General features: G+C 41.2%; 22 protein-coding genes. 12 read left to right on the top strand and 10 right to left on the bottom strand.

Translation table 11 applies throughout. The features are described from left to right. Positions 1–272 precede the first annotated feature (272 nt). Complete coding sequence (gene pflB, locus DX009_RS11080; RefSeq protein ID WP_115084124.1) at positions 273–2,519, top strand: formate C-acetyltransferase; 2,247 nt, start codon at positions 273–275, stop codon at positions 2,517–2,519. Between the two features lie 168 nt (positions 2,520–2,687). Continuing rightward, positions 2,688–3,479: a pyruvate formate-lyase-activating protein gene (gene pflA, locus DX009_RS11075; protein ID WP_115084123.1), complete on the top strand. Its 792-nt coding sequence runs from the start codon at positions 2,688–2,690 to the stop codon at positions 3,477–3,479. A gap of 115 nt (positions 3,480–3,594) precedes the next feature. On the opposite strand, the gene DX009_RS11070 is transcribed toward pflA, so the two are convergent. Beyond that, the gene (locus tag DX009_RS11070) at positions 3,595–4,059 is read right to left on the bottom strand and encodes a MaoC family dehydratase (protein WP_006045734.1); all 465 of its coding nucleotides are present in this window, start codon (positions 4,057–4,059) and stop codon (positions 3,595–3,597) included. A 176-nt stretch (positions 4,060–4,235) separates the two neighbouring features. Further along, a complete protein-coding gene (locus DX009_RS11065; protein WP_006045735.1) occupies positions 4,236–4,604 on the bottom strand; it encodes a hypothetical protein in 369 nt (122 codons plus the stop codon). 274 nt (positions 4,605–4,878) lie between these two features. Between DX009_RS11065 and DX009_RS11060 the strand changes: the two genes are divergently transcribed. The 7 genes from DX009_RS11060 (at position 4,879) to DX009_RS11030 (ending at position 10,845) form a co-directional block, all read left to right on the top strand. After that, positions 4,879–5,388, top strand: coding sequence for a HutD family protein (locus DX009_RS11060; protein WP_006045737.1), 510 nt, complete (start codon positions 4,879–4,881; stop codon positions 5,386–5,388). A gap of 754 nt (positions 5,389–6,142) precedes the next feature. Continuing rightward, a complete protein-coding gene (locus tag DX009_RS11055) occupies positions 6,143–6,325 on the top strand; it encodes a hypothetical protein (RefSeq protein WP_115084122.1) in 183 nt (60 codons plus the stop codon). A gap of 25 nt (positions 6,326–6,350) precedes the next feature. After that, positions 6,351–8,036, top strand: a complete 1,686-nt coding sequence (locus DX009_RS11050; RefSeq protein WP_115084121.1) for a fimbrillin family protein — start codon at positions 6,351–6,353, stop codon at positions 8,034–8,036. A gap of 397 nt (positions 8,037–8,433) precedes the next feature. Then, complete coding sequence (locus DX009_RS11045; protein ID WP_115084120.1) at positions 8,434–8,694, top strand: hypothetical protein; 261 nt, start codon at positions 8,434–8,436, stop codon at positions 8,692–8,694. A 595-nt stretch (positions 8,695–9,289) separates the two neighbouring features. Next, complete coding sequence (gene trxA, locus DX009_RS11040; protein ID WP_115084119.1) at positions 9,290–9,775, top strand: thioredoxin; 486 nt, start codon at positions 9,290–9,292, stop codon at positions 9,773–9,775. A gap of 20 nt (positions 9,776–9,795) precedes the next feature. Beyond that, positions 9,796–10,158: a MarR family winged helix-turn-helix transcriptional regulator gene (locus DX009_RS11035; RefSeq protein WP_006045743.1), complete on the top strand. Its 363-nt coding sequence runs from the start codon at positions 9,796–9,798 to the stop codon at positions 10,156–10,158. A 255-nt stretch (positions 10,159–10,413) separates the two neighbouring features. Then, on the top strand, positions 10,414–10,845 hold the full coding sequence (locus tag DX009_RS11030; protein WP_006045744.1) for a Fur family transcriptional regulator: 432 nt from the start codon (positions 10,414–10,416) through the stop codon (positions 10,843–10,845). A gap of 570 nt (positions 10,846–11,415) precedes the next feature. Here DX009_RS11030 and DX009_RS11025 read toward each other — a convergent pair. The 5 genes from DX009_RS11025 to DX009_RS11010 form a co-directional block, all read right to left on the bottom strand. Further along, entirely contained in the window at positions 11,416–11,718 is a 303-nt protein-coding gene (locus DX009_RS11025; protein WP_115084118.1) for a hypothetical protein, read from the bottom strand. Positions 11,719–12,276: 558 nt separating this feature from the next. Then, the gene (locus tag DX009_RS13415) at positions 12,277–12,369 is read right to left on the bottom strand and encodes a smalltalk protein (RefSeq protein ID WP_156792528.1); all 93 of its coding nucleotides are present in this window, start codon (positions 12,367–12,369) and stop codon (positions 12,277–12,279) included. A gap of 197 nt (positions 12,370–12,566) precedes the next feature. Beyond that, the gene (locus DX009_RS11020) at positions 12,567–13,055 is read right to left on the bottom strand and encodes an HU family DNA-binding protein (protein ID WP_115084117.1); all 489 of its coding nucleotides are present in this window, start codon (positions 13,053–13,055) and stop codon (positions 12,567–12,569) included. Positions 13,056–13,209: 154 nt separating this feature from the next. Beyond that, positions 13,210–13,644: a D-Ala-D-Ala carboxypeptidase family metallohydrolase gene (locus DX009_RS11015; RefSeq protein WP_115084116.1), complete on the bottom strand. Its 435-nt coding sequence runs from the start codon at positions 13,642–13,644 to the stop codon at positions 13,210–13,212. A 901-nt stretch (positions 13,645–14,545) separates the two neighbouring features. Beyond that, positions 14,546–16,288: a phospho-sugar mutase gene (locus DX009_RS11010; RefSeq protein WP_115084115.1), complete on the bottom strand. Its 1,743-nt coding sequence runs from the start codon at positions 16,286–16,288 to the stop codon at positions 14,546–14,548. 222 nt (positions 16,289–16,510) lie between these two features. Here DX009_RS11010 and DX009_RS11005 point away from each other — a divergent pair, with 222 nt between their 5' ends. Further along, complete coding sequence (locus DX009_RS11005; protein WP_006045752.1) at positions 16,511–16,816, top strand: DUF4491 family protein; 306 nt, start codon at positions 16,511–16,513, stop codon at positions 16,814–16,816. A 3-nt stretch (positions 16,817–16,819) separates the two neighbouring features. Further along, positions 16,820–17,290, top strand: coding sequence for a 23S rRNA (pseudouridine(1915)-N(3))-methyltransferase RlmH (rlmH, locus tag DX009_RS11000; RefSeq protein ID WP_115084114.1), 471 nt, complete (start codon positions 16,820–16,822; stop codon positions 17,288–17,290). A gap of 766 nt (positions 17,291–18,056) precedes the next feature. Here the strand turns inward: rlmH and DX009_RS10995 are convergent. Beyond that, the gene (locus tag DX009_RS10995; protein WP_040595832.1) at positions 18,057–18,479 is read right to left on the bottom strand and encodes a hypothetical protein; all 423 of its coding nucleotides are present in this window, start codon (positions 18,477–18,479) and stop codon (positions 18,057–18,059) included. Positions 18,480–18,920: 441 nt separating this feature from the next. Between DX009_RS10995 and DX009_RS10990 the strand changes: the two genes are divergently transcribed. Then, positions 18,921–19,295, top strand: a complete 375-nt coding sequence (locus DX009_RS10990) for a RidA family protein (RefSeq protein WP_115084113.1) — start codon at positions 18,921–18,923, stop codon at positions 19,293–19,295. 2,452 nt (positions 19,296–21,747) lie between these two features. Here DX009_RS10990 and DX009_RS10975 read toward each other — a convergent pair. Continuing rightward, positions 21,748–21,927 (bottom strand): hypothetical protein, encoded by a 180-nt coding sequence (locus DX009_RS10975; RefSeq protein WP_115084110.1) that lies wholly within the window; start codon positions 21,925–21,927, stop codon positions 21,748–21,750. A 22-nt stretch (positions 21,928–21,949) separates the two neighbouring features. Beyond that, positions 21,950–22,180: a hypothetical protein gene (locus DX009_RS13410; protein WP_181792362.1), complete on the bottom strand. Its 231-nt coding sequence runs from the start codon at positions 22,178–22,180 to the stop codon at positions 21,950–21,952. Positions 22,181–22,463 lie beyond the last annotated feature (283 nt).

Below are 22,463 nucleotides of genomic sequence, written 5' to 3'. Positions count from 1 at the left end.
ACATCTACAAACCCCTTGTTTTGTAAACCAAAGATGGCATTTTACACAACAACAGAATACCCCATATACCTACAAATGAGTATCAATACCCCCAAAAAGGCTAATTTCTGCACATCTAACAAAACATGTGCAATGCAAAATACCAATAAGTAAGTATTGTAATAAATATGGAAAGAAAGTACCTTTGCACCCGAAATAAATAGAGAATTGATAATGGGCTTCACGTCATACTATGCGTTTAGCCTTATAATTTACTAAATTACAATACTATTATGAGAGAAGAATGGAGAGGCTTTTCAGGCACAAAGTGGCTTGACGAGGTAAATATGCGCGAGTTTATCCAGGCAAATTACACTGGCTACGACGGCAACGAGGACTTCCTTGTTGGGCCTACAGAAGCAACAAATAAGCTTTGGGGCAAACTAAAAGAACTTCAAAAAGAAGAGCGTGCTAAGGGAGGCGTACTCGATATGGAGACCGAAGTAGTGTCAAGTGCTACTGCTTACGGACCAGGATATATAGACGAGAGCCTTAAAAGCCTCGAAAAGGTAGTGGGTTTGCAAACCGATAAACCACTGAAACGTGCCTTTATGCCATACGGTGGTATAAAAATGGCAGAACAAGCATGCACAACCTACGGCTATCAACCATCAGAAAAACTACACGAAATATTCACAAAATATTGTAAAACCCACAACGACGGTGTGTTCGATGCATATACCGACGAAATGAAAATAGTGCGCCACAACCACATTCTTACTGGTTTGCCAGACACATACGGGCGTGGTCGTATTGTGGGCGACTATCGCCGCGTTGCTCTTTACGGTGTAGATTTCCTTATAAACGAGAAGAAAAAAGACCTAAAGAACTGTGGTGATGGCGTAATGACAGAGGAAATTATTCGTCTGCGCGAGGAAATTTCAATGCAAATAAAGGCTTTGAACGAACTCAAAGCAATGGCACAAATATACGGATACGATATTTCTAACCCTGCAAAGAACGCTCGCGAAGCTGTACAATGGCTATACTTCGGCTATCTTTCTGCCATTAAAACACAAAACGGAGCCGCTATGTCGGTGGGAAGAATATCTACTTTCCTCGATATTTACATCAATCGCGACTTGCAAGAAGGTACATTAACCGAAGACGAAGCACAAGAATTAATAGACCATATCGTAATGAAATTCCGTATGGTTAAGTTCGCTCGCATTCCATCATATAACCAATTGTTCTCTGGAGACCCCGTTTGGGCAACACTAGAAGTAGCTGGTTTGGGTATGGACGGACGGTCTATGGTTACAAAAACCGACTTCCGTTTCCTCCATACACTCGAAAACATGGGACCATCGCCCGAACCTAACCTAACCGTACTATACTCTCCAGCTCTTCCAGAAGGCTTTAAGAAGTACGCAGCAAAGATTTCTGTAAAGACAAGCTCTATACAATACGAGAACGACGAGGTGATGCGTCCAGTTTGGGGAGACGATTATTCAATCTGCTGCTGTGTTTCTGCCACACAAACAGGTAAGGAAATGCAATTCTTCGGAGCACGTGCCAACCTCGCAAAATGCCTTACTTACGCTATAAGCGGTGGTATAGACTATAAGACTCGTGAGCAATGTGGACCAGCACTTCGCCCTATTGAAGGCGACATTGTTACGTACGAAGAGTTTATGCCTAAGTTTATTGACATGATGGAATGGCTTGCTGACATATACGTTAATACGCTTAATCTTATCCATTATATGCACGATAAGTACTTCTATGAGGCAGCAGAGCTTGCTCTTATAGACACTGATGTGCGCCGAACATTTGCTACTGGTATTGCAGGATTCAGCCATGTGGTAGACTCTATTAGTGCTATTAAGTATGCAAAGGTTAAGATTGTTCGCGACGAAACAGGCTTCCCACTTGATTTCGAGACTGAAGGTGAATTCCCACGCTACGGTAACGACGACGAAAGAGCCGACGAAATAGCTGTTTGGTTGCTAAAAACTTTCATGACAATGATTAAGAAACACCACACATATCGCCACTCTGAACCAACCACAAGTATACTTACCATTACATCGAATGTGGTATATGGCAAGTACACACCTGCTATGCCAGACGGTCGTCCTGCCGGTGCTCCATTGTCGCCAGGTGCTAATCCATCGTACGGAGCAGAGCAAAATGGCTTGTTAGCATCGCTTAACTCTGTGGCAAAACTACCTTACGAGTATGCACTCGATGGTATTTCTAACACACAAACCATAGCTCCAAGCACGTTAGGAAAGACCGAAGAGGAACGCACAAACACACTTGTGGGTGTTATGGACGGCTATTTCAGTCGTGGTGCACACCACTTAAATGTGAACGTTTTTGGTGTTGAGAAGCTCATTGATGCTATGGAACACCCCGAAAAAGAGGAGTATGCTAACTTTACAATACGTGTTAGTGGCTACGCTGTTAAGTTTATTGACCTCACAAGAGAGCAGCAAGAAGACGTAATAGCACGCCAGGCACACGGCAAAATGTAAGCTGCAGCTCTATATATTGAATATATTAAGACATTATATAGTTTGTATTTTATGAGAAATAATTGGGCTGACACGTTTAGTCCAATTATTTTTTATACACAAAAAGGCGCACTGTTAGGGTGCTGAACTACGAATATTGTAAACCAAACAAATAACTACAAGGACATTATGGCAGAACAAACACCTACTATAGAGTATAATACAAAGAATATGGAATTGGCTAATGGCGAACCGTTAGCAAGGGTTCACTCCATTGAATCGTTTGGTTCGGTAGACGGACCGGGTATTCGTTTCATTGTGTTTCTTAAGGGTTGCACTATGCGTTGCCGTTATTGTCATAACCCAGATACATGGGACAGTAAGTCGAAAAAGCTAATGACGGCTGACGAATTGTTAGCTAAGGCTGTGCGATTTAAAAGCTATTGGGGTACAAAAGGGGGCATTACGGTGAGCGGAGGAGAGGCTTTGCTACAAATAGACTTCCTTATTGAGTTTTTTAAAAAGGCTAAAGCGCAGGGCATAAACACTTGTCTCGATACATCGGCACAGCCTTTCCGTCGTACGGGAGCGTTCTTTGAGAAGTTCGAAGAACTAATGAAGTACACCGATTTACTACTTTTCGATATTAAGCACATAGATTCTGACGAACACAAAAAGCTTACGGGCTGGACCAACGACAATATTTTAGACTGTGCGCGATACTTATCTGAAATTGGTAAACCCATTTGGATAAGACACGTTCTTGTGCCTACCATTACCGATAGCGACGAATATTTGCACCGACTACGTACGTTTATTGCATCGCTTAACAATGTTGAGAAGATTGAAGTGCTACCCTATCACACTCTTGGAATATACAAATGGGAAAACTTACACATACCGTACACGCTAAAAGATATACCCGAACCTACTCCAGAACAGGTGCAACACGCACAGCAAATATTAGAAGGTAAGGCGTAAAGGGTGCTTTGGGGTGGTGGTTTTGATAGGGGTTCTAGGAATACTAGGGGTACTAGGAATACTAGGGGTACTAGGAATACTAGCCCCCCTACCTTTTTTAGCTTTTGGTTGTGGCTTATACAAAGTAATACAAGAAGGTTGCAATGCCTTCTAAAGCAGGTTTGCGCTGACCTTCTATCTCTATTTGAAACTTAATGCCAGCCTTGCAGATGCCTCTTAAGTTCTCTATGCTTTCCAAAGAAGATACCAAACGAATGCGCGAACCCACGAGAACAGGTTGTCCAAAGCGCATTTTGTCCATACCATAGTTCACCATCATCTTCAAATTATTCACCTCAATAATCTGGTTCCACATATATGGCAACAACGAAAGTGTTAGATATCCGTGTGCAATAGTGGTTTTATAAGCACTTTCTTTGGCTGCTCTTTCTGTATCAACGTGTATCCATTGATGGTCTAAAGTGGCATCGGCAAACAAATTTATGCGTTCCTGATTTACTTCTAACCACTCACTTTCACCGAGTTTCTTGCCTAAAAAGCTTGCAAATTCATCGTAACTGTTTACTATTAGTTTCTCCATTGTTTTCGCTTTGTCTTTGTTTTATGCCTACAAAGATACTATTTTTCTTCCTAATTTCGATAGTTTTTAGGTGCTATAGCACATTTTTTAGATGTTAAGAAGATAAATTTTAGATATTTATAATATGTCTCCGTCTTGCTGTTTTTGCCTTTATTGTAAAATGGGCGACACGTTTTCTATAGTGTTTCGCCGGTTTGTTCCTCCCACTCTTCCATAGCTTTACGCCAGTCGGTAGCCTCGCCTGTGGCAATAGCAGCCGCTTCTTTTTGTGCAGCATCGTGTGCCTTGTTGCGTGCTCGCTTCGCTTTCATGTCGGCAATGGTACGTTCGTCTAAAATGCTAATGGCACCTCGCCGTATGGCTTCGTACAGTTCTTCTTCGCCAAAAGCCTTTCCGGGCTGATTAAAATCGGAGATATTAAACTCATAATCTACCCTTAAATCGTGGCGCACAAGCTTTTGCTGGTGTCGGTTTCCTGCATTCTTTAGTCGTAAAAGCTTCGCTATCGCCTTTATTTCGGTATCCGAAAACTTGTTTCTTCCCATTATATTGTTGTGTAAAAATACAGTTTTTTTGTTGCAGCACAGCCCACACCGTGTGGCTACTCTCCCCTTTTAGGTGCGCCTTGCTTGTGTTTTAAGCTGTGCAAACTGTTTTTGTTTGTTTGTTTTTTCCACTGCAAATATAGCACATTTCCCCATAAATGGCAAGCATCTGCTACACTTTCCTACCCCTACAAATGGTGTTTTCCAAATTTTGTATATACCTTTGTGGCTACAAAACATTTACTACGATTAAACAAAATTGTATTTTTAAACTATGCAGATAATCACTCCCGAACAATACGAAACTACCCAATGGAAGGGTGGAACCACCCGACAGGTTTTCATTAGTCCTTCCAATGGCAACCTGTCTACCCGTTGTTTCAACCTGCGCATATCGTCTGCCATTATAGAACAAACGGAAAGCAGCTTCTCAAACTTCTCTGGTTTCACACGATACATACTTCCTTTGGAGGGCGAAATAACGTTGCTGAAAAACAACAAACGCATTTTGCTTTCGCCAAACAGTCTTTATTGCTTCGAAGGCGACGAGGTTGTGGCATCAGAAAACACTCCCCACGCCATAGATTTCAACATTATTGTGCGGCACGGCATAGACGTTGATGTTGCCATAATGCACGATGCGCATTTCTACAATAGCAAAAATACGGTGGTATTTGCACTCAGCAATATCCAAATAAACGGCAAACCAGTAGACAAACACTGCACAGCCATCTTAAACGAACCATTTTTGCTAAAGGGCAAAGCTGCCATAGCACGCTTTTAATATCAACGAAACACACACGAAATGGGTGGCGAATATATATATGCGGGCGCGATAAATCGGACCCCTACGGCTGCTGACAGATTGCCAAAATGCTGCTGACGGATTGCCATTTCGCTGCGAACGGATTGTGATAACATTCCAAACAAATTGCAACAACACAACATTCAAAAAACAAAAACCATACTTTTGCAATGTAAAAACCCCCTTTTTGCACGCCAAAAACCATACTTTTGCAACGCAAAAACCATACTTTTGCATGGCGAATATGTAACACACAGATAACGAACACGTTGCGAACATTCCGTGAATGTATTCTGAACGGATTGCGAATGCGTGGCGAACAAATTGCAATAATGCTGCGAACGGATTGCCATAACATTCTAAACAAATTGCAAACACACAACCAACAACTTGCAACAAACACAAAAAACACAAAAAACAACCTAAACATAACGCTCGTGCACGCCCACTACAACACCATATTTATATAAATTACATAATTTATCTACATATATTTGCATATCTAAAATAAATATAATAACTTTGCAACAAATTAGCGCCTAATGCGCTTTTAACAAATTCTGTCCAAGCAATTGGAGAGAAATAGCCCAACAGAAAGTGTGTTTTGCCACAACACAAACTTTCTTCTACAACTCAATTCAGCTATAGATAGTAGGACTATTTAGCACCCCCTATTTAGCGAATAGGACAAAAAAAAGATGTGAAACCAAAAAGATTGTAAATTAAAACAGCGATGAAGAAGTATTTAAAACCACGTATCGAGGTTACAACAGTTAGCACAGAGTGCCAATTGTTAGCAGGTTCTCTTTCAATAAGTAACCAAAATCTCGAACCACAACCGCATCAAACACTCGGTAGCGAGGCAAAAGAGTTTGCACCACGCGACTTTAAAGATGCGGAAATAATGGAATTGTAAAACAAAACTTATTCTTACAAACTTTATGAACATAAAAATTGTATTCAGCGCATTATTATGTGCTGCAGCGGGAGCATTTGCGTCGTGCTCCACTGAGACTGATACCAACACGCAAGACGCTACTAACCCTGATGTAACAGCAAAGCGTACGCTATCGGTAGATATTCCTTCTACTCGCTCTACGGTGAGTTTGATGGACGGAAACAAATGGGAAGACGGCGACAAATTTATTGCCTACAACCTAACTACCCCACAAGGGTACGACTATATTACGGCTGAAACTAAGGCAAACCAACAAAAATTGGAAGGAAATGTAGGCTGTAAACAGGGCGACAACATTGCCGTGTTCTACCCATTGCGATACAATTATGCCGGTAGAAATCCCGAAACGGTTGAGCTTAGTATGGATTACAACGAACTATCGAAGAATGGAAACACTGTAAAAGCACATCAAGATGGTACGTTTGCTACCCTTAGCAACTTCGATTATAGCTGGGGAACCATAGAAAATGTGAAGATTTTAAACAGCAAAGCTACGGGAAACGTGCAAATGAAAAAGCTATATGCTGTGCTACATCTCGACTTTAAGAATGGCGATACACCCATAACAAACATAAAATCGCTTACCATTGACGGCATAACTCGCACGGCAACTTTCAATTTAAAAACAGGTTCTATAAGCGAACGCGATAACTCTGGCTTCACCATTACACCAAAAACAGCTCGCAACGAGTTTGATGTTGCTGTGTTAGCAGATAACAACTTCAGTCCTATTTTCACCATCGTAACCACCGACAACAACACTTACACCTACATAGTGTCTAAGCCTTTAAAGATAGAAGCCGCTGGATACTACCCGTTTACGGTGAATGTTACAAAACCATACATAGAAATTAACAACGTGAAATGGGGAAAATACAACTTGCAATATACGCCCGGTGCAACATCGGCAGGGTGGAAAGACGGCTACCATTTGGCAAAAACGCCATGGACTTACTTCTATATGCAACCATCTAGCTACCCTCTTTCAGAAGTAGTTTTGGTGGGAGAGAAACTGCCAAACAACACTAACGATGTAAAATTCGACCACTATCGTTGGGGCGATATAGCACATGCACACGATTATAATAGTGCTCTGTCGGACAAATATTGGACTGCAATGGGCAACCAAAAGGGCAAAATGTCTGCCGATAAACAGTTTGGCGACTTGGCAGCGTATGCTTCTGATGGCAAATGGGCTATGCCTTCAATGGACGATTTCAACAAATTGACAACAGCAACAGCACAATTCATAGCCTATTACATAGACGATAGTGGCAACGTAATATATGGTTCGTTCTTCGACCCTACCGTTTCTGCCGATAAAAAAGGTTGGATATTAGATGCAAGTGGTGCAAAGAAACGAAAAATAAACCAGTCTGCTGCACCTATGAATATGAACGGTTTGTTGCGAAAACTAACGAAAGCCGATTTCGAAAAGGGCATTTTCTTCCCTATGGCAGGTATGTGTCAGAATGCTATGCACTTAGATAAACCAGGCAGTTGGGGTGCATATTGGCTATCAGATGCCAGTACAAGTAATCAAAATCAGGCTGCAGCGTTTACATTTCAGGTAACTACCATCAACGAAGTAATGCCCGGTTACACCAAGAGCACCATAAATGCAAAACGTGCTATGTACAGCATTCGCCCTGTTTACGTGGGCAATTAGTTTGCAGTTTGGTGGAATTTAACATAAGCACCTAACTTTCTTGGGGCACGCCACACGCCAAATTGTGGCACAGTTTCCCAAGTATCTTCTTATAAAATGCGTTGTGGAGAAGTGTAGAAATACGAAAGTGTTCTGCGCTTCTCCTATTTTTATGTCCCACAAACACCGCATTATAACGCACAAATATTGTACAATTGGCAGTCCGTTAGCACATTTTGGCAAACCGTCAGCAGCATTATCGCAAACCGTTAGTAGCATTATCGCAAACCGTTCGCAGCCGTAGGGGACCGATTCATCGCACCCGCATATATGAAAACACCCACGAAATGGCAAACGGATATGTACGTGTAAGAAAATGAATACACATATTTAATAATGTGAAAATACGGTTTTGGGTATGGAAATATGCATTTTGGGGTTACGCAAATACACGGTTTTGGTTACGCAAGGATACGGGCACGATGAATCGGCCCCTACGCCTGACGGAATGTTCGCAACCAATTTCGTGGGTGTTCGCAACGTTATCGCAATCCGTTTGCAGCATTTTGGCAAACCGTTCGCAGCTGTAGGGGCCGATTTATCGCGCCCGCATATACGTAAACACCCACGAAATGGCAAACGGATATGTGCGTGTAACAAAATGAATGCACATATTTAATAAAATGAATGCACATATTTAATAATGTGAATACACGTAATTGATAATGTGGATATGCGTGTGCGGTGAAACGGAAATACGTATTTGATTACGCAAATACACGGTTTTGGTTACGCAAGGATACGGGCACGATAAATCGGTCCCCTACGCCTGGCGGAATGTTCGCAACCAATTCACGGAATATTCGTAACACATTAACAACGTGTTTGTTATACTAACGAAAAACAAAAAGGGGGTTTTTGGCGTGTAAAAACCCCCTTTTTACCTTGTAAAAACCCACTTCTTGCAACGCAAAAACCCCCTTTTTGCACGCTAAAAACCATATTTTTGCAACGCAATAGCCAATAGATGGTAACGTAAATTAAAAGAAGTTATAAAGCGAAATAATTTCCATTGGAAATTTGTAAGGTACAAATAAAATGCCTATCTTTGCATTAGTTTCCAATGGAAACATATAGAATGTATAATAAAACAGCGTCCACTACAACAGAAACGGCGCAAAAAGCCACAACAAAATAGCAGACGTTAGTGTATAGTGAAAGGATAATAAAAACAGAGCAAAACGACAAATGTGGAACGAAATCAGTAAAAAACAATGAAAAAAAATATTTTCGTGCTCGCAGTAGCCGCAGTCTTCACGCTCGGAAGCTGCAATACAACAGCAAAAAACAAAGTAGACAACAACCAAACAAACACGGTTAAAACAAAGAAAGGAACAAATATGAAGGTAATAGAAATGAACGAAGCAATGTTCAGAGAGAAGATAATGGACTATAAAACCGCAGGCGACACATGGAAATTTAAAGGCGACAAACCTGCAATAGTAGACTTTTATGCCACTTGGTGCGGTCCGTGCAAAGCCACAGCACCCATTCTTGAAGAGATAGCACAGGAGTATGACGGCAAAATAGACGTATATAAGATAGACGTAGACAAGAGCGAAGAACTCTCAGCACTATTCAACATACGCTCAATACCATCGCTTTTGTTTATTCCAAAAACCGGAAAACCAACCATGTCGGTAGGTGCTCACCCCAAAAACGAACTGGAACAGATGATTAAAGAAACGCTTTTAAAATAAGCCAAACATAGCAAAAGCGTATGGATAACAACTGCATTCATAAGGTGCACAGCATCTTTCGGGCAGTAATAGAATTTGAACGAGCATTAGAAAACACATTCAACATAAACATAAACGAACTTATGTTGCTGTGCATGCTCGCTAATAAAGAGAGCCTTCTCGCTGGCGAAATAGCCAGTGAGATGGGTCTTACACGTTCCAACGCATCGAAAGTGATAGCCGCTCTCGAACGAAAAGGATACCTGGAACGCCACACTTGCAAACACGATAGCCGGTGCCAACGATGCCGAATTACCGAAAGCGGACTACAACAAATGGAACACATAAACTGCAAAACGTTTCCTGCACCACCCAATCTTGCCGCTTTCCTAACACAAAAATAGCAACACAGCAGTGGCAAAACACTGTGGAGAAAACAGAACAATATACCCCCAAAAACACAAAACAAACGTTTATAAAATACAAAATATATAGTATTGAATATGGAAAAACTACACAATATTTCCAAAAAAGTAGTAATTTGTTCGCTTTTATATCCTTATTAGTAAGTAAAACAGAAAATTTTAACTGTTTTTTGTTTGGTATTTCCACAACAATTATATACCTTTGCAATGAGAATTTAAATGCAATAGTAAATTATGTACATAGATCCAGCCTATAAAAAGCTGCTCGATTGTGGTATACGCCCATCGCTTCAGCGCATAGAGATTATGCGTTATTTGATGGAACATCATACCCACCCAACAATCGACGATATATTTGTAGAACTCAAAAAACGCATCCCAACAGTGAGTCGCACCACCATCTACAATACATTAAGAATGTTTTCGGAGAAAGGCGGAGCACTTATGATAACCATAGACGAACACCATGTGTGCTACGATGGTACCACAACGCCGCACGCTCACTTCTCTTGTAAAGAGTGCGGACGTGTGTTTGATATGCCCGATACACAACCGCCAATGCCCCAAAGTAGTGCAATTGAAGGCTTTACAATAGACGATGCCCAGCTGTACTATAAGGGAATATGTGCCGACTGCCTACGAAAAAAGGCGAAAAAAATGTCGTAAAACAAGGCGGAAGTGCCTAAAATAAGAAATAATGATGTTTAAATTAAAGAATAGTAATGTTTAAATAGTAAGGCAACTAAGCCCTCGTGAGATGGTAAAGCTGCCACAAAAAGAAAATTTGGGATACCTTGATAGAAAGGTATAATGGTTTAGTGAAAAAGGCGAAAATAGCTTGCGAAAGAATAAAAACGCCTTGACGTTTTAGATTTATACTACCTTAAGCGTAAGGTTTCATTGGTTTAGCAAATGGCTAAAATACCTTGCGAGAGGTGCATACGCCAGTTAGATGAAAATGAGAATAACAAAGATGAAGGATAGGAGTGCCTAAATGAGAATGGGACGAAACGTGTTCCATAACATTAAAGCGAGAGAACACACTAATAAAAGGCAGGCATTGGAGATCTCAGAAAGACGCTTCTATAATTAAACCAACCTTCAAACGACTAACTTCTACAAACATTTCGCCCCATTGCTTGCCTTTATATAAATATATAAACTGCGACAAAAAAGTGAAAAGTTATGTTAAACGAGCGTCGAAACTAAGTGTTTCTGCTCACAACATAGAGTTTTTTACTTTCTTGTCGCAGTTTGCTTGTTATGCCTTTCCATACTTTTCTCCGGCTTGTTGCCACACTGTTGCAATGCGTTTCTGTACATATTCCCTATTTGTTGCCACACCGTTGCAATGTGTTTCCATACATATTCCCTATTTGTTGCCACACTGTTGCAATGCATTTCTGTACATATTCCCCATTTGTTGCCACACTGTTGCAATGCGTTTCCATACATATTCCCCATTTGTTGCCACACTGTTGCAATGCGTTTCTGTACATATTCCCTATTTGTTGCCACACCGTTGCAATGCGTTTCCATACATATTCCCTATTTGTTGCCACACTGTGCAATGCGTTTCTATACATATTCCCTATTTGTTGCCACTACTTTGCAACACGTTGGTTGCCAAATTGTTATGCAAAAAGGCTAAAAGTGCAATGCGATGGGCACAGTTTGGTTTTACCGAAATATAGCAACCAACAAACAGAACACATACTACACGAAAACCGTTGCTACACCATACAAATGCCATAAATATACGCCCGAAACACAAAAAAGAGGCAAGCAACTTCCGTTTTGGTAATTGCCTGCCTCCCAATGTGTCGTTTTTTTCGTGTGTACATTCCCTTTCTGTCGCACAAAACCTACAAACTTGTCGAAGCGTTCTTCCTTTCTTGTCGGCTCTAACCTACTATTTTGTCGGTTGTTATGTGCCAAAAGACCTTGTATTTCAGTTGTTTACACATTGCTATATAATCATTATAACTGATTAGAAAACGATATTCTAAGTTGTTTGATGAGTGTTTTTGCAATGTGTTTTCTATTGATTTTTGCGCAACACAGATAGCATTCGTCCGCTCTATGCGTATTTTTTGCTTATCTGCACGACCCCATTCCCAGCGTGGTTGCTATGGCTGTGAGCACTGAAAGAACTAACTGTACAATGAATTTCCATTTGTCTTTGTTCATAATTTTACGGTTTTAAACGGTTAATAAAAAGATTTTTTTGTGTTTTTGGAACTACCAAAGAAACCACGCAGCACTGTTTTTGCATTGTTTGCAACTGTTTTTAGCAAGCAGTGCACATTGGTTTCTCTGGTTTTTAGTGCCATTATTGGCAGACCCTAAACCCCTTACGGTTAGCAAAGTTTGGCAACATTGGCTACTTATGGGTGCGATTGTCCGCCACTGGGATTAGTTCCTCCTCCGGTGGTTTCGCCTTCTTTCTTTTTCGTTCGGCTACCTTTGTAGGCGGTAAGTTCCTCTACTTGCACACCAGTAACGAAGCTTTTAAAGCGCGAATTATCCACTCCCACGCGTGTATACGGTTGAAACAGCACGCGAGTTTTCTTTATATTCTTTGCAGGAATAAAGTCTTTGCGTTCCTTTTCGCCCTTTGAACTGATGGAAAGCTTAAAAGTTCCGAAGTTGTCGAGCTTTATTCGCATTCCGTTTTGCAGGTTATGCGTCATCTCTACTACCAAAGCGCTGAGCACAGCAAGTATGTCCGACTCTGTAACTGTGCATCGTTCGCTAATGCGAGCTGCCAATTGGCGAGTGTCTAAGGTGCCCATATAGGCTACACGGGCATACCAATAATTGTTGTACTGGTGCTTTGCAGTGTGTAATTGGTACATTTTGTACTTTAATGCCATAATTTTTTAAGAATTAAAAGGTTAATAAAAATTTAAAAATAAAACTGATATTCATAGGCAGACTACCCACCTACGTTTTGCGTTATATATAATAAGGTGTATCGGCATAACATATTTAGCAAGCAAATTTGTTCCTAATTTGTCGCCGAAAGTCCTATTTTTGTCGTTTATATCCCACGTGAATCCATCGTTTTTGCTTAGCTCCGAGCGGTTCTAACAATAGTTGTTGCACCGCCGAATGCTGTTCCAGAATGTGTCCATAGCGCATTGCTGTTTCTGTGTTAGGCACAAAAATGTCGGCAGCTTCGCCCTTTAGGTGTTGCGAGTTCCACACTCCGCCCACTGCTTTGTTTAGTTTTTTGCACCTGTATCCACTTGTTATAATCACCCGCCCCACCCTTTGCCGTAGTGGTTCGAGCACTTCTGTGCACAGTGCTCTTAGGTTTTCAATCACCTCTTCGGTGCTAATGCCTTCGTCGGGATAGGCATCGGGGGTGTTGTTTATGCCCAACCTAATGGCAGTTCCCGATCTAAAGAACTCGCCAACTGTGAAGTGGGGCGATAAATAGTCGTCTAATGTTAATTTCATATTTTTGTCTTGTTATATGTTTTTATAGTTTTGTTTTTATGCTTTTACGTTTTTGGCTAACTATATATATAAATATGTTGTAGCGTTTTTGTAGCATTTGGTTGTTAGAAAACCGTTTGTTGTTTTACATTTGCAAAGGTACAACATAGCGAAAGGCATATCAAGTTTCTTATGGGTAGTATTGTGGGTAGTATTTAGGCAGTTTCCAGATAGCCCATAAACAGGGCATTGCAGGCACAAAAAATAGTTTTAGCAACGCAGAAATAGCGTGTTTGTTGTGCCAAAATGTGTGCATTGCATTTGGCAAGTATGGTAGGTGCGCCACCATAAGAATATTGTTGCGTTTTAAAAGTATGGTTTTTGTAGTGCAAAAAGGGGGTTTTTAGCGTGCAAAAAGGGGGTTTTTATGTTGCAAAAACCCCCTTTTTATTTTCTGAATACGTAACACCCACAGAACAAACAAGTTACACCCAGTTTTCTATGACGCATTGCATATTCACAAAATGGGTGGCGTTCACCCACGAAATTGGTTGCGAACATTCCGTCAGGCGTAGGGGACCGATTCATCGCACCCGTATCCTGATATTACCAAAAATGTGTGTCCATTTCAAAATATACGTGTTTTCACATTATTAAATATGCGTTTCCATTTCACCGCACACGCATTCTCGTTCCCCATTTCGTGGGTGTTTTCGTATATGCGGGCACGATAAATCGGCCCCTACAGCTGCTGACGGTCTGCCAAAATATTGCGAACGGATTGCCAAAACATTGCAAACACCCAAGAATTTTGCAACGAACACACTGCGAAACGCCTTATTTTGCCCACGTATACACAAAAAAAACTCCTAAAACCTTTGGGTAAAAAAGGTTTTAGGAGATATTTTGAAACTAAAACAGCCTACAGATTAAGGCTCTTTTTTATAGCTTCTATCTTTTCGTAGGCACGTGCACGACAAGCTTTAAAGTCGGCTGCGGTTTGCATCTTGTCCTTAACTTCTATGTAGAACTTAATTTTAGGTTCTGTTCCCGATGGGCGAACGCTCACCTTTGTGCCGTCTGTGCAGAACCATTGTAGCACGTTGCTGCTTTCGGGCATTGTTATTTTTGTTTTCGTTCCTGTGGCATCGGTTGCTTCAAGCGCCTCGTAGTCTTTCCACAAACACACGGTACTGCCTCCCAAATTGGTAGGTGGTGTGGTGCGGAAGTTACGCATCATCTGCTGAATTTCGTCTGCTCCGCTCTTGCCCGGGCGTTCTACGTTCACCGTATGTTCCTCGCTGAAGCCATATTCAAGGTATATATCCATTAGCAAATCGTAGAGAGTTTTGCCTTTATCCTTAGCATACGCGCATATTTCTGCCAACAACGAACATGCACTAACGGCATCTTTGTCGCGCACAAAGTCTTCTGCAAGGAATCCATAGCTCTCTTCTCCGCCGCCAATATAGTTTTTTTGTCCTTCGGTAAGTGCTATTTCGTGTGCTATCCACTTAAATCCGGTGTAGCAATCGCGCATTTCTATGTGTTGTTTTTTGGCAATTTGTGCAATTACTTCGGTGGTTACAATGGTTTTAACAATATAGTCTTTAGGTGTCATTTTGCCTAAAGCCTGTCTGTTTGTTATGATATACCATAGGAAAATAAGGCAGGTTTGGTTTCCATTTATTAGAATCCATTCGCCGTTACTATCTTTACAAGCCATACCAACACGGTCGGCGTCGGGGTCGGAAGCCATCAAAATATCGGCATCTAATGCCTTTGCGTCTCTCAAGCCCAATGTTAATGCTTCGGCAATTTCGGGGTTTGGACGGTCTACTGTGGGGAAGTTTCCATCTTTTACCATTTGTTCCTTTACGCAATGCACGTTTGTGAATCCCCATTCTTGTAGCGAACGTGGTATAATAACTCGTCCGGCGCCGTGCAAAGGTGTGTAAACTATGCAGAGATTGTGCTGACGTTTAATTACATCGGGGTCTATACAAACTGTTTTTACCATGTTTAGGTATGCCTTATCTACGTCTTCTCCAATTATTTCAATAAGGTTTTTGTTGCCCTTAAACTGCACATCTTCTATCTTAACTTGGTTCACCTGGTTGATAATTCCCTTATCGTGAGGAGCCAAAACCTGTGCGCCATCGTCCCAATATGCTTTGTATCCGTTGTATTCGCGTGGGTTGTGGCTTGCCGTAATGTTCACTCCGCCCTGCGCTTTAAAGTGTCTTATGGCGAAAGAACACTCTGGTGTGGGTCGCAAATCGTCGAAAAGATAAACCTTTATGCCGTTTGCCGAGAAGATGTTGGCTACTGTTTCGGCAAACAAACGAGAGTTGTTGCGACAGTCGTGGCACACTACTACCGATATTTGTTGCATGTTTTTGAAGCACATTTTTAGGTAGTTGGCAAAGCCTTGTGTAGCCATTCCAACGGTGTAGATGTTCATTCGGTTTGTGCCTGCGCCCATAATGCCACGCAAACCGCCTGTTCCAAACTCAAGATCTTTATAAAACGACTCTATAAGAGCATCTTTGTTGTCGCTGTTTAGCATGTTTTCAACTGCCTTTCGTGTATCTTCGTCGAAAGCAGGAGCAAGCCATTGTTGTGCCTTTTGCTCGCATTGGGCAATAAGTTCTTTGTTCTGCATAGTTACCTGATAGTTTTATTGAGGGGTGTTTTTACGTCCCTCGGACGTTATTACTATATAGTTTGGTTGCCCCCACCCCATTTTACATTTGCACAGAGGGGTGTGCTGAAGGGCATTAAACAGTGCAAATATACAGAAATAAATAGAATATATACCTTAAATATAGGATTATTTTTGTATTTTTGTGTCCGATTTTCAAAATTAAAACTAACATACAACAGAATGGAAATATATTTTCAAGGTGTAATTTTGGCGGTTTGCACCTTTTTTATAATAGGATTGCTACACCCCGTAGTAGTGAAATGGGAATTTTATTTTGGCACAAAAGGCTGGTGGCTATGGCTTGTGGGAGGCATAGTTTGCTGCGTTTCGGCTCTGTTTGTGGCAGATATATTCTGGTCGGCACTACTTGGCGTAACGGGAGCATCGCTTCTTTGGGGCATCGGAGAACTGTTTGAACAAGTGAAAAGGGTAGAAAAAGGGTGGTTCCCAATGAACCCTAAACGCAAAAACGCCTACAAAAAATAGCAAATGAAAGCCACTTTAATATTGGTGGGACGTACTAACAACGAACTGTTTGCACACGCAATAGCCGACTATGTGGGACGAATTGGACACTACATTCCATTTAAAATAGTTACCATTCCCGAACTAAAAAACACTAAAAAACTGTCTGAAGCACAACAAAAAATACGCGAGGGCGAAACAATTCTACGCGAAATACAAACTGCCGACACGGTTGTGCTGCTAGATGAGCACGGAAAAGAGTTTCGGTCGATAGACTATGCCGCATGGTTACAAAAGAAACAGAACACAGCAAAGCATCTTGTGTTTGTTATTGGTGGCGCATACGGCTTTTCGGAAGCTGTGTATAGCAGAGCAAACGAAAAGATTTCGCTTTCTAAAATGACATTCTCGCACCAGATGGTACGCCTTATTTTCGTTGAACAACTCTACCGCGCATGCAGCATTATACGGGGCGAACCGTATCACCACGAATAGTTTGGCAATCCGTTTGCAACATTATGGTTATCCGTTAGCAACATTTTGGCAATCCGTTAGCAACATTTTGGCAATCCGTTAGCAGCCGTAGGGGTCCGATTTATCGCGCCCGCATATACGAAAACACCCACGAAATGGCAAACGGATATGTGCGTGTGGTGATGTGGAAATGTGTATTTAATGATGTGAAAACACGTAATTGATAATGTGGATATGCGTGTGCGATGAATCGAATACACGTATTTAATGACGTGAATATACATATTTGATAATGCAAGGATACGGGCACGATGAAACGAATACACGTATTTAATAATGTGGAAATGCGTTTTGGGTTATGGAAATACACATTTTTGGTTATGCAAAAATACGGGCACGATGAATCGGTCCCCTACGCCTAACGGAATGCTCGTTGGTGTTTTGCAGATTGTTCGCCACATTATTATAATATATGTAACACGTCATCGCAAACCGTACACAACATTATCATAACTCGTCTGCAACTTGTTTCGTGAATATTCAATGCATCATACTAAACCGTGCACAACTTGTTTATTTCGTGATGGTTACGCATTCTGAAAACAAAAACCCCCTTTTTGCATTTCAAAAACCATACTTTTGCACACCAAAAACCCCCTTTTTGCACGCCAAAAAGGGGGTTTTTGCTCTCTAAAAAAGGCGGGGCTGCACAACAAAAATGAACAACCAGAAAAGCCACTACCCGTAGCAACTATGCCAAACACGCACACCCCACCCCACAACAACACTACACATAGCGCACACGCCTACGCTTAATGTCTAAACGCATAGGGTGCAATATGCCCTGCTCGCTATACAACAACATGTAACGCTCCACTATAGGACGCACACGAATGTTCTTTCTACGACGCAACTTGTCTAAAACACTCGAAGGATTATCGGGCGGAACAACATTCAACACAGCACAAATGCAACGCACAATAGTGCAAAAACTCATTGGAATGCCATGCGAATCGAGCAGCAAACCCGTCTCCCACACAAGATGAGACAGCTCCACTAAATCGGTTTTAGTACTCGTCCACCGTAAACCCTCCACATAATCGTGGTTCAATAACTCCGAAAAATCGGCAGCTACCATTGCTTTCATCTTCAATTCATCATCGCCAGACCAGCGATTGTTGCCCAAATGGGTCTTCGAAACTACTTTCATAATAATTAAAAAAAAGTTTAACGGCATAGGAAATGTTAATAAACACAAAACCTAAAATTGCCAAATAATAAAATTAAGGTTAATAAACCCGTCGTGCACAAACCACTATGGAGTAGCCAAAGGGCAGACACAACTAATTAATAATCACGCTTCTACAGATCGTTAGCCATATTTCGACCCGTTTCAGGTGCAAATATACAACCACCATTGTGCAGTATATGTTCAACGTAAAAAATATTTTTTGTTAAACTTTCATAACCATTTCGGTTCGCGAAATAAACTCTTCTATATTTCCAAAAATACGATATAAAAAAGTAAGAAACTAATTTGCAGATTATAAAAAAAATAGTACCTTTGTGTAAAATAAGGGAAGCGGACAGAAAAAACGCACCCCACACACACCTAATTAGGGTATAATAACAATTTATAAAAACCATTATTATGAAAGTTATAAACACAAACAAAGCACCAAAAGCCATTGGACCATACAGCCAAGCTATAGAAGCTAACGGACTGGTTATTACTTCTGGACAACTACCAATAGACCCTGCAACAGGCGAATTTGTACCCGGAGGCATCAAAGAACAAACCAGACAATCGCTAACAAACGCAAAAGCTATTCTGGAAGAAGCAGGAATAAGTATGGCAAACGTTATGAAAACCACCGTATTCCTATCGGATATGAACAACTTTGCTGCTATGAACGAAGTGTATGCAGAGTTTTTTAGCGAACCATTCCCCGCTCGCTCGGCAATAGCAGTAAAGACTTTGCCAAAGAACGCACTGGTTGAAGTGGAGTGTATTGCAGCAAAATAAGATACAAAACTAATTCATTTCATAATATTTTTGGTGGCCTAAACTCTTCTATACACATAGAAGGTTTAGGCTTTTTGCTTGCAGACAAATTGCAACAACGCTGCTTATGAGGTGCGAAAACGTGGCAAACAAATTGCAACAACGTGGCGAACAAATTGCGAATGCGTGGCAAACGGATTGCAACAATGTGGCGAACAAATTGCGAATGCGTGGCAAACGAATTGCAACAACGTGGCGAACAATTTGCAACAATGTTGCGAACATTCCACAAATGCGTGGCGAACAAATTGCAACAATGCAACATTCAAAAAACAAAAACCATACTTTTGTAACTCAAAAACCCCCTTTTTGCACGTCAAAAACCATACTTTTGCACCGCAAAAACCATACTTTTGTAATGCGAATATGTAACATACAGAAAACGAACACGTTGCGAACGTTCCACAAATGCGTGGCGAACACCCCGAAATGGATTGCAAAACATTCCGCAATATACCCACGTACACCCACGAAATTGGTTGCGAACCGATTGCGGATGCGCTGCGAACGAATTGCCAAACATTGCTGACGGTCTGCCAAAACGCTGCAAAACACGCTGCATCATTCGGCACTCCGCACAACAATGCCCCAACATACAAACATAAAAAAACGTATAAAATTTACAACAGAATATGAAAAAAACAACACTAATAGTAAACATTTGCATCACCATTTTCCTACTCTTATTTGCGCTAAAACCCCTTTTACAATCGAGCAACCTATATTGGTGCGCCATATACATACTGTTTGGCGTGGGGTTCATCGCCCAAATTTCAACCATAATAAACGGATTTAGAAGAAAATTATTCCCACAAAAACATATCAAAACATTAAACACCACATTGTATATTATGCCATTTATATCCGCATTAGGAATATTTATAAGTTTTAAATACGACCATTCTTTCTTAACTTTCTGGATATTTATGCTAATTCTAAATGCACTTTATATAGCTGTCCGACTCTTTCTAAAACCCAAAAATCGTTCCTAACATTCCACAAAACACCCACACCCACCCACGAAACACCTCACGAACACCCCGCTAGGCGTAGGGGGCCGATTCATCGCGCCCGTATCCTTGCATCATCAAATACACATATCCGCACTACCGAATATATGTATCCACATTATCACACACACATATCCACATCATCAAACACGTGCATTCATTTCATCGAATACATATTTAACCATCATCAAATACACACATTCATTTCACCGCACACGCATTTCCCCTCCACATTTCGTGGGTGTTTACGTATATGCGGGCACGATAAATCGGACCCTACAGCTGCTGACGGCCTGCCAATTACGTGGCGAACACTCCGCAAACACTCAACGTCCACCCACGAAATGCCTCACGAAACACCCCGCCAGGCGTAGGGGCCGATTCATCGCGCCCGTATCCTAACATAAACAAAAATGCATATTCCCATTACTAAATACGCATTTCCACATAACCAAATCCGCATTTCCCCCTCCATTTCGTGTGTGTTTACGTATATGCGGGCACGATAAATCGGCCCCTACAGCTGCGAACGGCCTGCCAATTACATGGCGAACACCCCGCAAATAACCACGTCCACCCACGAAATACCATACTTTCGCACTACAAAAACCATACTTTCGCACCGCAAAAACCATACTTTCGCACCACAAAAACCATACTTTTACACCGCAAAAACCTATCGGCGACAAATTGGGAGGGTCGCAAAAACGTTTTGTTAAAATCATCATTGTAGCTGAAACGAATATCTCCCATACTCAAAACAAAACTCTATCGTCTCTCTTAGAATATCATTTTCTTAATCATTATAATAGATTATATAGGGTACGGATAACTATCTGACATTCAATTTATAACGATTTCTACATACGACAAATATGGAACTTATCTGCGACAGATTAGTAATTTGAATGCGACAAATACGTAATTTGTCTACGACAAATAGGTAACTCGACACCATTTCGGCACGACAGAATGGGAGAATAGGGGCGACAGAATGGGAATTTTTCACTTTTTTGACGCCGAAAACATATCCCAAATGCGCCAAAAACACCACTTTCTGTTTCTAAATACTACTCCCCCACCCCACCAAAATTTGTTTTTTATGGTGTTGAATACCATTACTGTTTTTACATTTACATACTTGTAAATGCTTGATAACGTGCTGAATACACATTCTTAAATATTGCTTACGACACAATGGGAGCAATATTTATATGCCTAAAAAATACCTTTCAGCGACACTTTGGGAAACTATATGCACGTATTTCTCACATCGTTGTTGAATATTTGCGATATTCAGGCACAATAAATCGTCCCCCACGCCTGCCAACAAACTGTCTGTCAGCTGCCAACAATCTACACTATTGCCATTAAAGCTCCACAATTCTGCAACGCACACTTCACTATTCTACACCACACATTCTACAATTCTGCAACGCACAAACCGCCAGACGTATGGGCAGATTCATCGTGCTCGCCTCTCCTCCGTTAATGTTTCGTGGCTGAATATTCATCTCCTCTGCCTCCATTAATTTCACTTTCGTGGGCGTATATATATACGCAGGCACGGCAAATCTGCTCATACAGCTGCTAACAGGCTGCTATTCAGCTACCAACAAACAACCCTACTGCTGCTAACAACCTGATGCGCACCATACAAAACTCTATCCGTAGCCCCTGCAAACATATTGCTACATTCTCTGTTTGCGTGCATTCGGAAGTCTTCCTAACCGGGCAACGCCACCCATTTTTTACCCCCCTAACACACCATACACCTACTTTCGATTTGCGTTCGGTTTTCTCTCCCAATTTGTCGCACCACTTTCGCAAAAGCATACTTCCTTTTTTGTCGCACAATGGCTATACCTCTGTTTTTTGATACCCTACTATTTTGTCGCACTTTTCTATACCTTTCCTCCTCGATATTGCCTAAATTCTGCTACCCATACCACAAAACTGCTGCAAAATAGCCCATTTTTCGAACGACAAATTAGGAACAAATATTGTTCAAAATACCCCCCATAAACTATATGTAAACAGCTAATGTACAGCAAAATAAATATATACAACTACAGAAACACTTAAACAATTAACCAAACTTTTCACTTTTTTGTCGCCA

The sequence above is a fragment of the Prevotella pallens genome (assembly GCF_900454935.1).
Taxonomy (GTDB): Bacteria; Bacteroidota; Bacteroidia; order Bacteroidales; family Bacteroidaceae; genus Prevotella; species Prevotella pallens.
Note: the sequence above shows the minus strand (reverse complement) of the source record. Positions and strands in the feature narration are given on the sequence as shown.

Excerpts from the sequence above, each read along its gene's own strand:
- pflB (WP_115084124.1), top strand. The coding sequence starts at position 273 with ATGAGAGAAGAATGGAGAGGCTTTTCAGGCACAAAGTGGCTTGACGAG.
- pflA (WP_115084123.1), top strand. The coding sequence starts at position 2,688 with ATGGCAGAACAAACACCTACTATAGAGTATAATACAAAGAATATGGAA.
- DX009_RS11070 (WP_006045734.1), bottom strand. The coding sequence starts at position 4,059 with ATGGAGAAACTAATAGTAAACAGTTACGATGAATTTGCAAGCTTTTTA.
- DX009_RS11065 (WP_006045735.1), bottom strand. The coding sequence starts at position 4,604 with ATGGGAAGAAACAAGTTTTCGGATACCGAAATAAAGGCGATAGCGAAG.
- DX009_RS11060 (WP_006045737.1), top strand. The coding sequence starts at position 4,879 with ATGCAGATAATCACTCCCGAACAATACGAAACTACCCAATGGAAGGGT.
- DX009_RS11055 (WP_115084122.1), top strand. The coding sequence starts at position 6,143 with ATGAAGAAGTATTTAAAACCACGTATCGAGGTTACAACAGTTAGCACA.
- DX009_RS11050 (WP_115084121.1), top strand. The coding sequence starts at position 6,351 with ATGAACATAAAAATTGTATTCAGCGCATTATTATGTGCTGCAGCGGGA.
- DX009_RS11045 (WP_115084120.1), top strand. The coding sequence starts at position 8,434 with ATGGAAATATGCATTTTGGGGTTACGCAAATACACGGTTTTGGTTACG.
- trxA (WP_115084119.1), top strand. The coding sequence starts at position 9,290 with ATGAAAAAAAATATTTTCGTGCTCGCAGTAGCCGCAGTCTTCACGCTC.
- DX009_RS11035 (WP_006045743.1), top strand. The coding sequence starts at position 9,796 with ATGGATAACAACTGCATTCATAAGGTGCACAGCATCTTTCGGGCAGTA.
- DX009_RS11030 (WP_006045744.1), top strand. The coding sequence starts at position 10,414 with ATGTACATAGATCCAGCCTATAAAAAGCTGCTCGATTGTGGTATACGC.
- DX009_RS11025 (WP_115084118.1), bottom strand. The coding sequence starts at position 11,718 with ATGGAAACGCATTGCAACGGTGTGGCAACAAATAGGGAATATGTACAG.
- DX009_RS13415 (WP_156792528.1), bottom strand. The coding sequence starts at position 12,369 with ATGAACAAAGACAAATGGAAATTCATTGTACAGTTAGTTCTTTCAGTG.
- DX009_RS11020 (WP_115084117.1), bottom strand. The coding sequence starts at position 13,055 with ATGGCATTAAAGTACAAAATGTACCAATTACACACTGCAAAGCACCAG.
- DX009_RS11015 (WP_115084116.1), bottom strand. The coding sequence starts at position 13,644 with ATGAAATTAACATTAGACGACTATTTATCGCCCCACTTCACAGTTGGC.
- DX009_RS11010 (WP_115084115.1), bottom strand. The coding sequence starts at position 16,288 with ATGCAGAACAAAGAACTTATTGCCCAATGCGAGCAAAAGGCACAACAA.
- DX009_RS11005 (WP_006045752.1), top strand. The coding sequence starts at position 16,511 with ATGGAAATATATTTTCAAGGTGTAATTTTGGCGGTTTGCACCTTTTTT.
- rlmH (WP_115084114.1), top strand. The coding sequence starts at position 16,820 with ATGAAAGCCACTTTAATATTGGTGGGACGTACTAACAACGAACTGTTT.
- DX009_RS10995 (WP_040595832.1), bottom strand. The coding sequence starts at position 18,479 with ATGAAAGTAGTTTCGAAGACCCATTTGGGCAACAATCGCTGGTCTGGC.
- DX009_RS10990 (WP_115084113.1), top strand. The coding sequence starts at position 18,921 with ATGAAAGTTATAAACACAAACAAAGCACCAAAAGCCATTGGACCATAC.
- DX009_RS10975 (WP_115084110.1), bottom strand. The coding sequence starts at position 21,927 with ATGAGCAGATTTGCCGTGCCTGCGTATATATATACGCCCACGAAAGTG.
- DX009_RS13410 (WP_181792362.1), bottom strand. The coding sequence starts at position 22,180 with ATGCTTTTGCGAAAGTGGTGCGACAAATTGGGAGAGAAAACCGAACGC.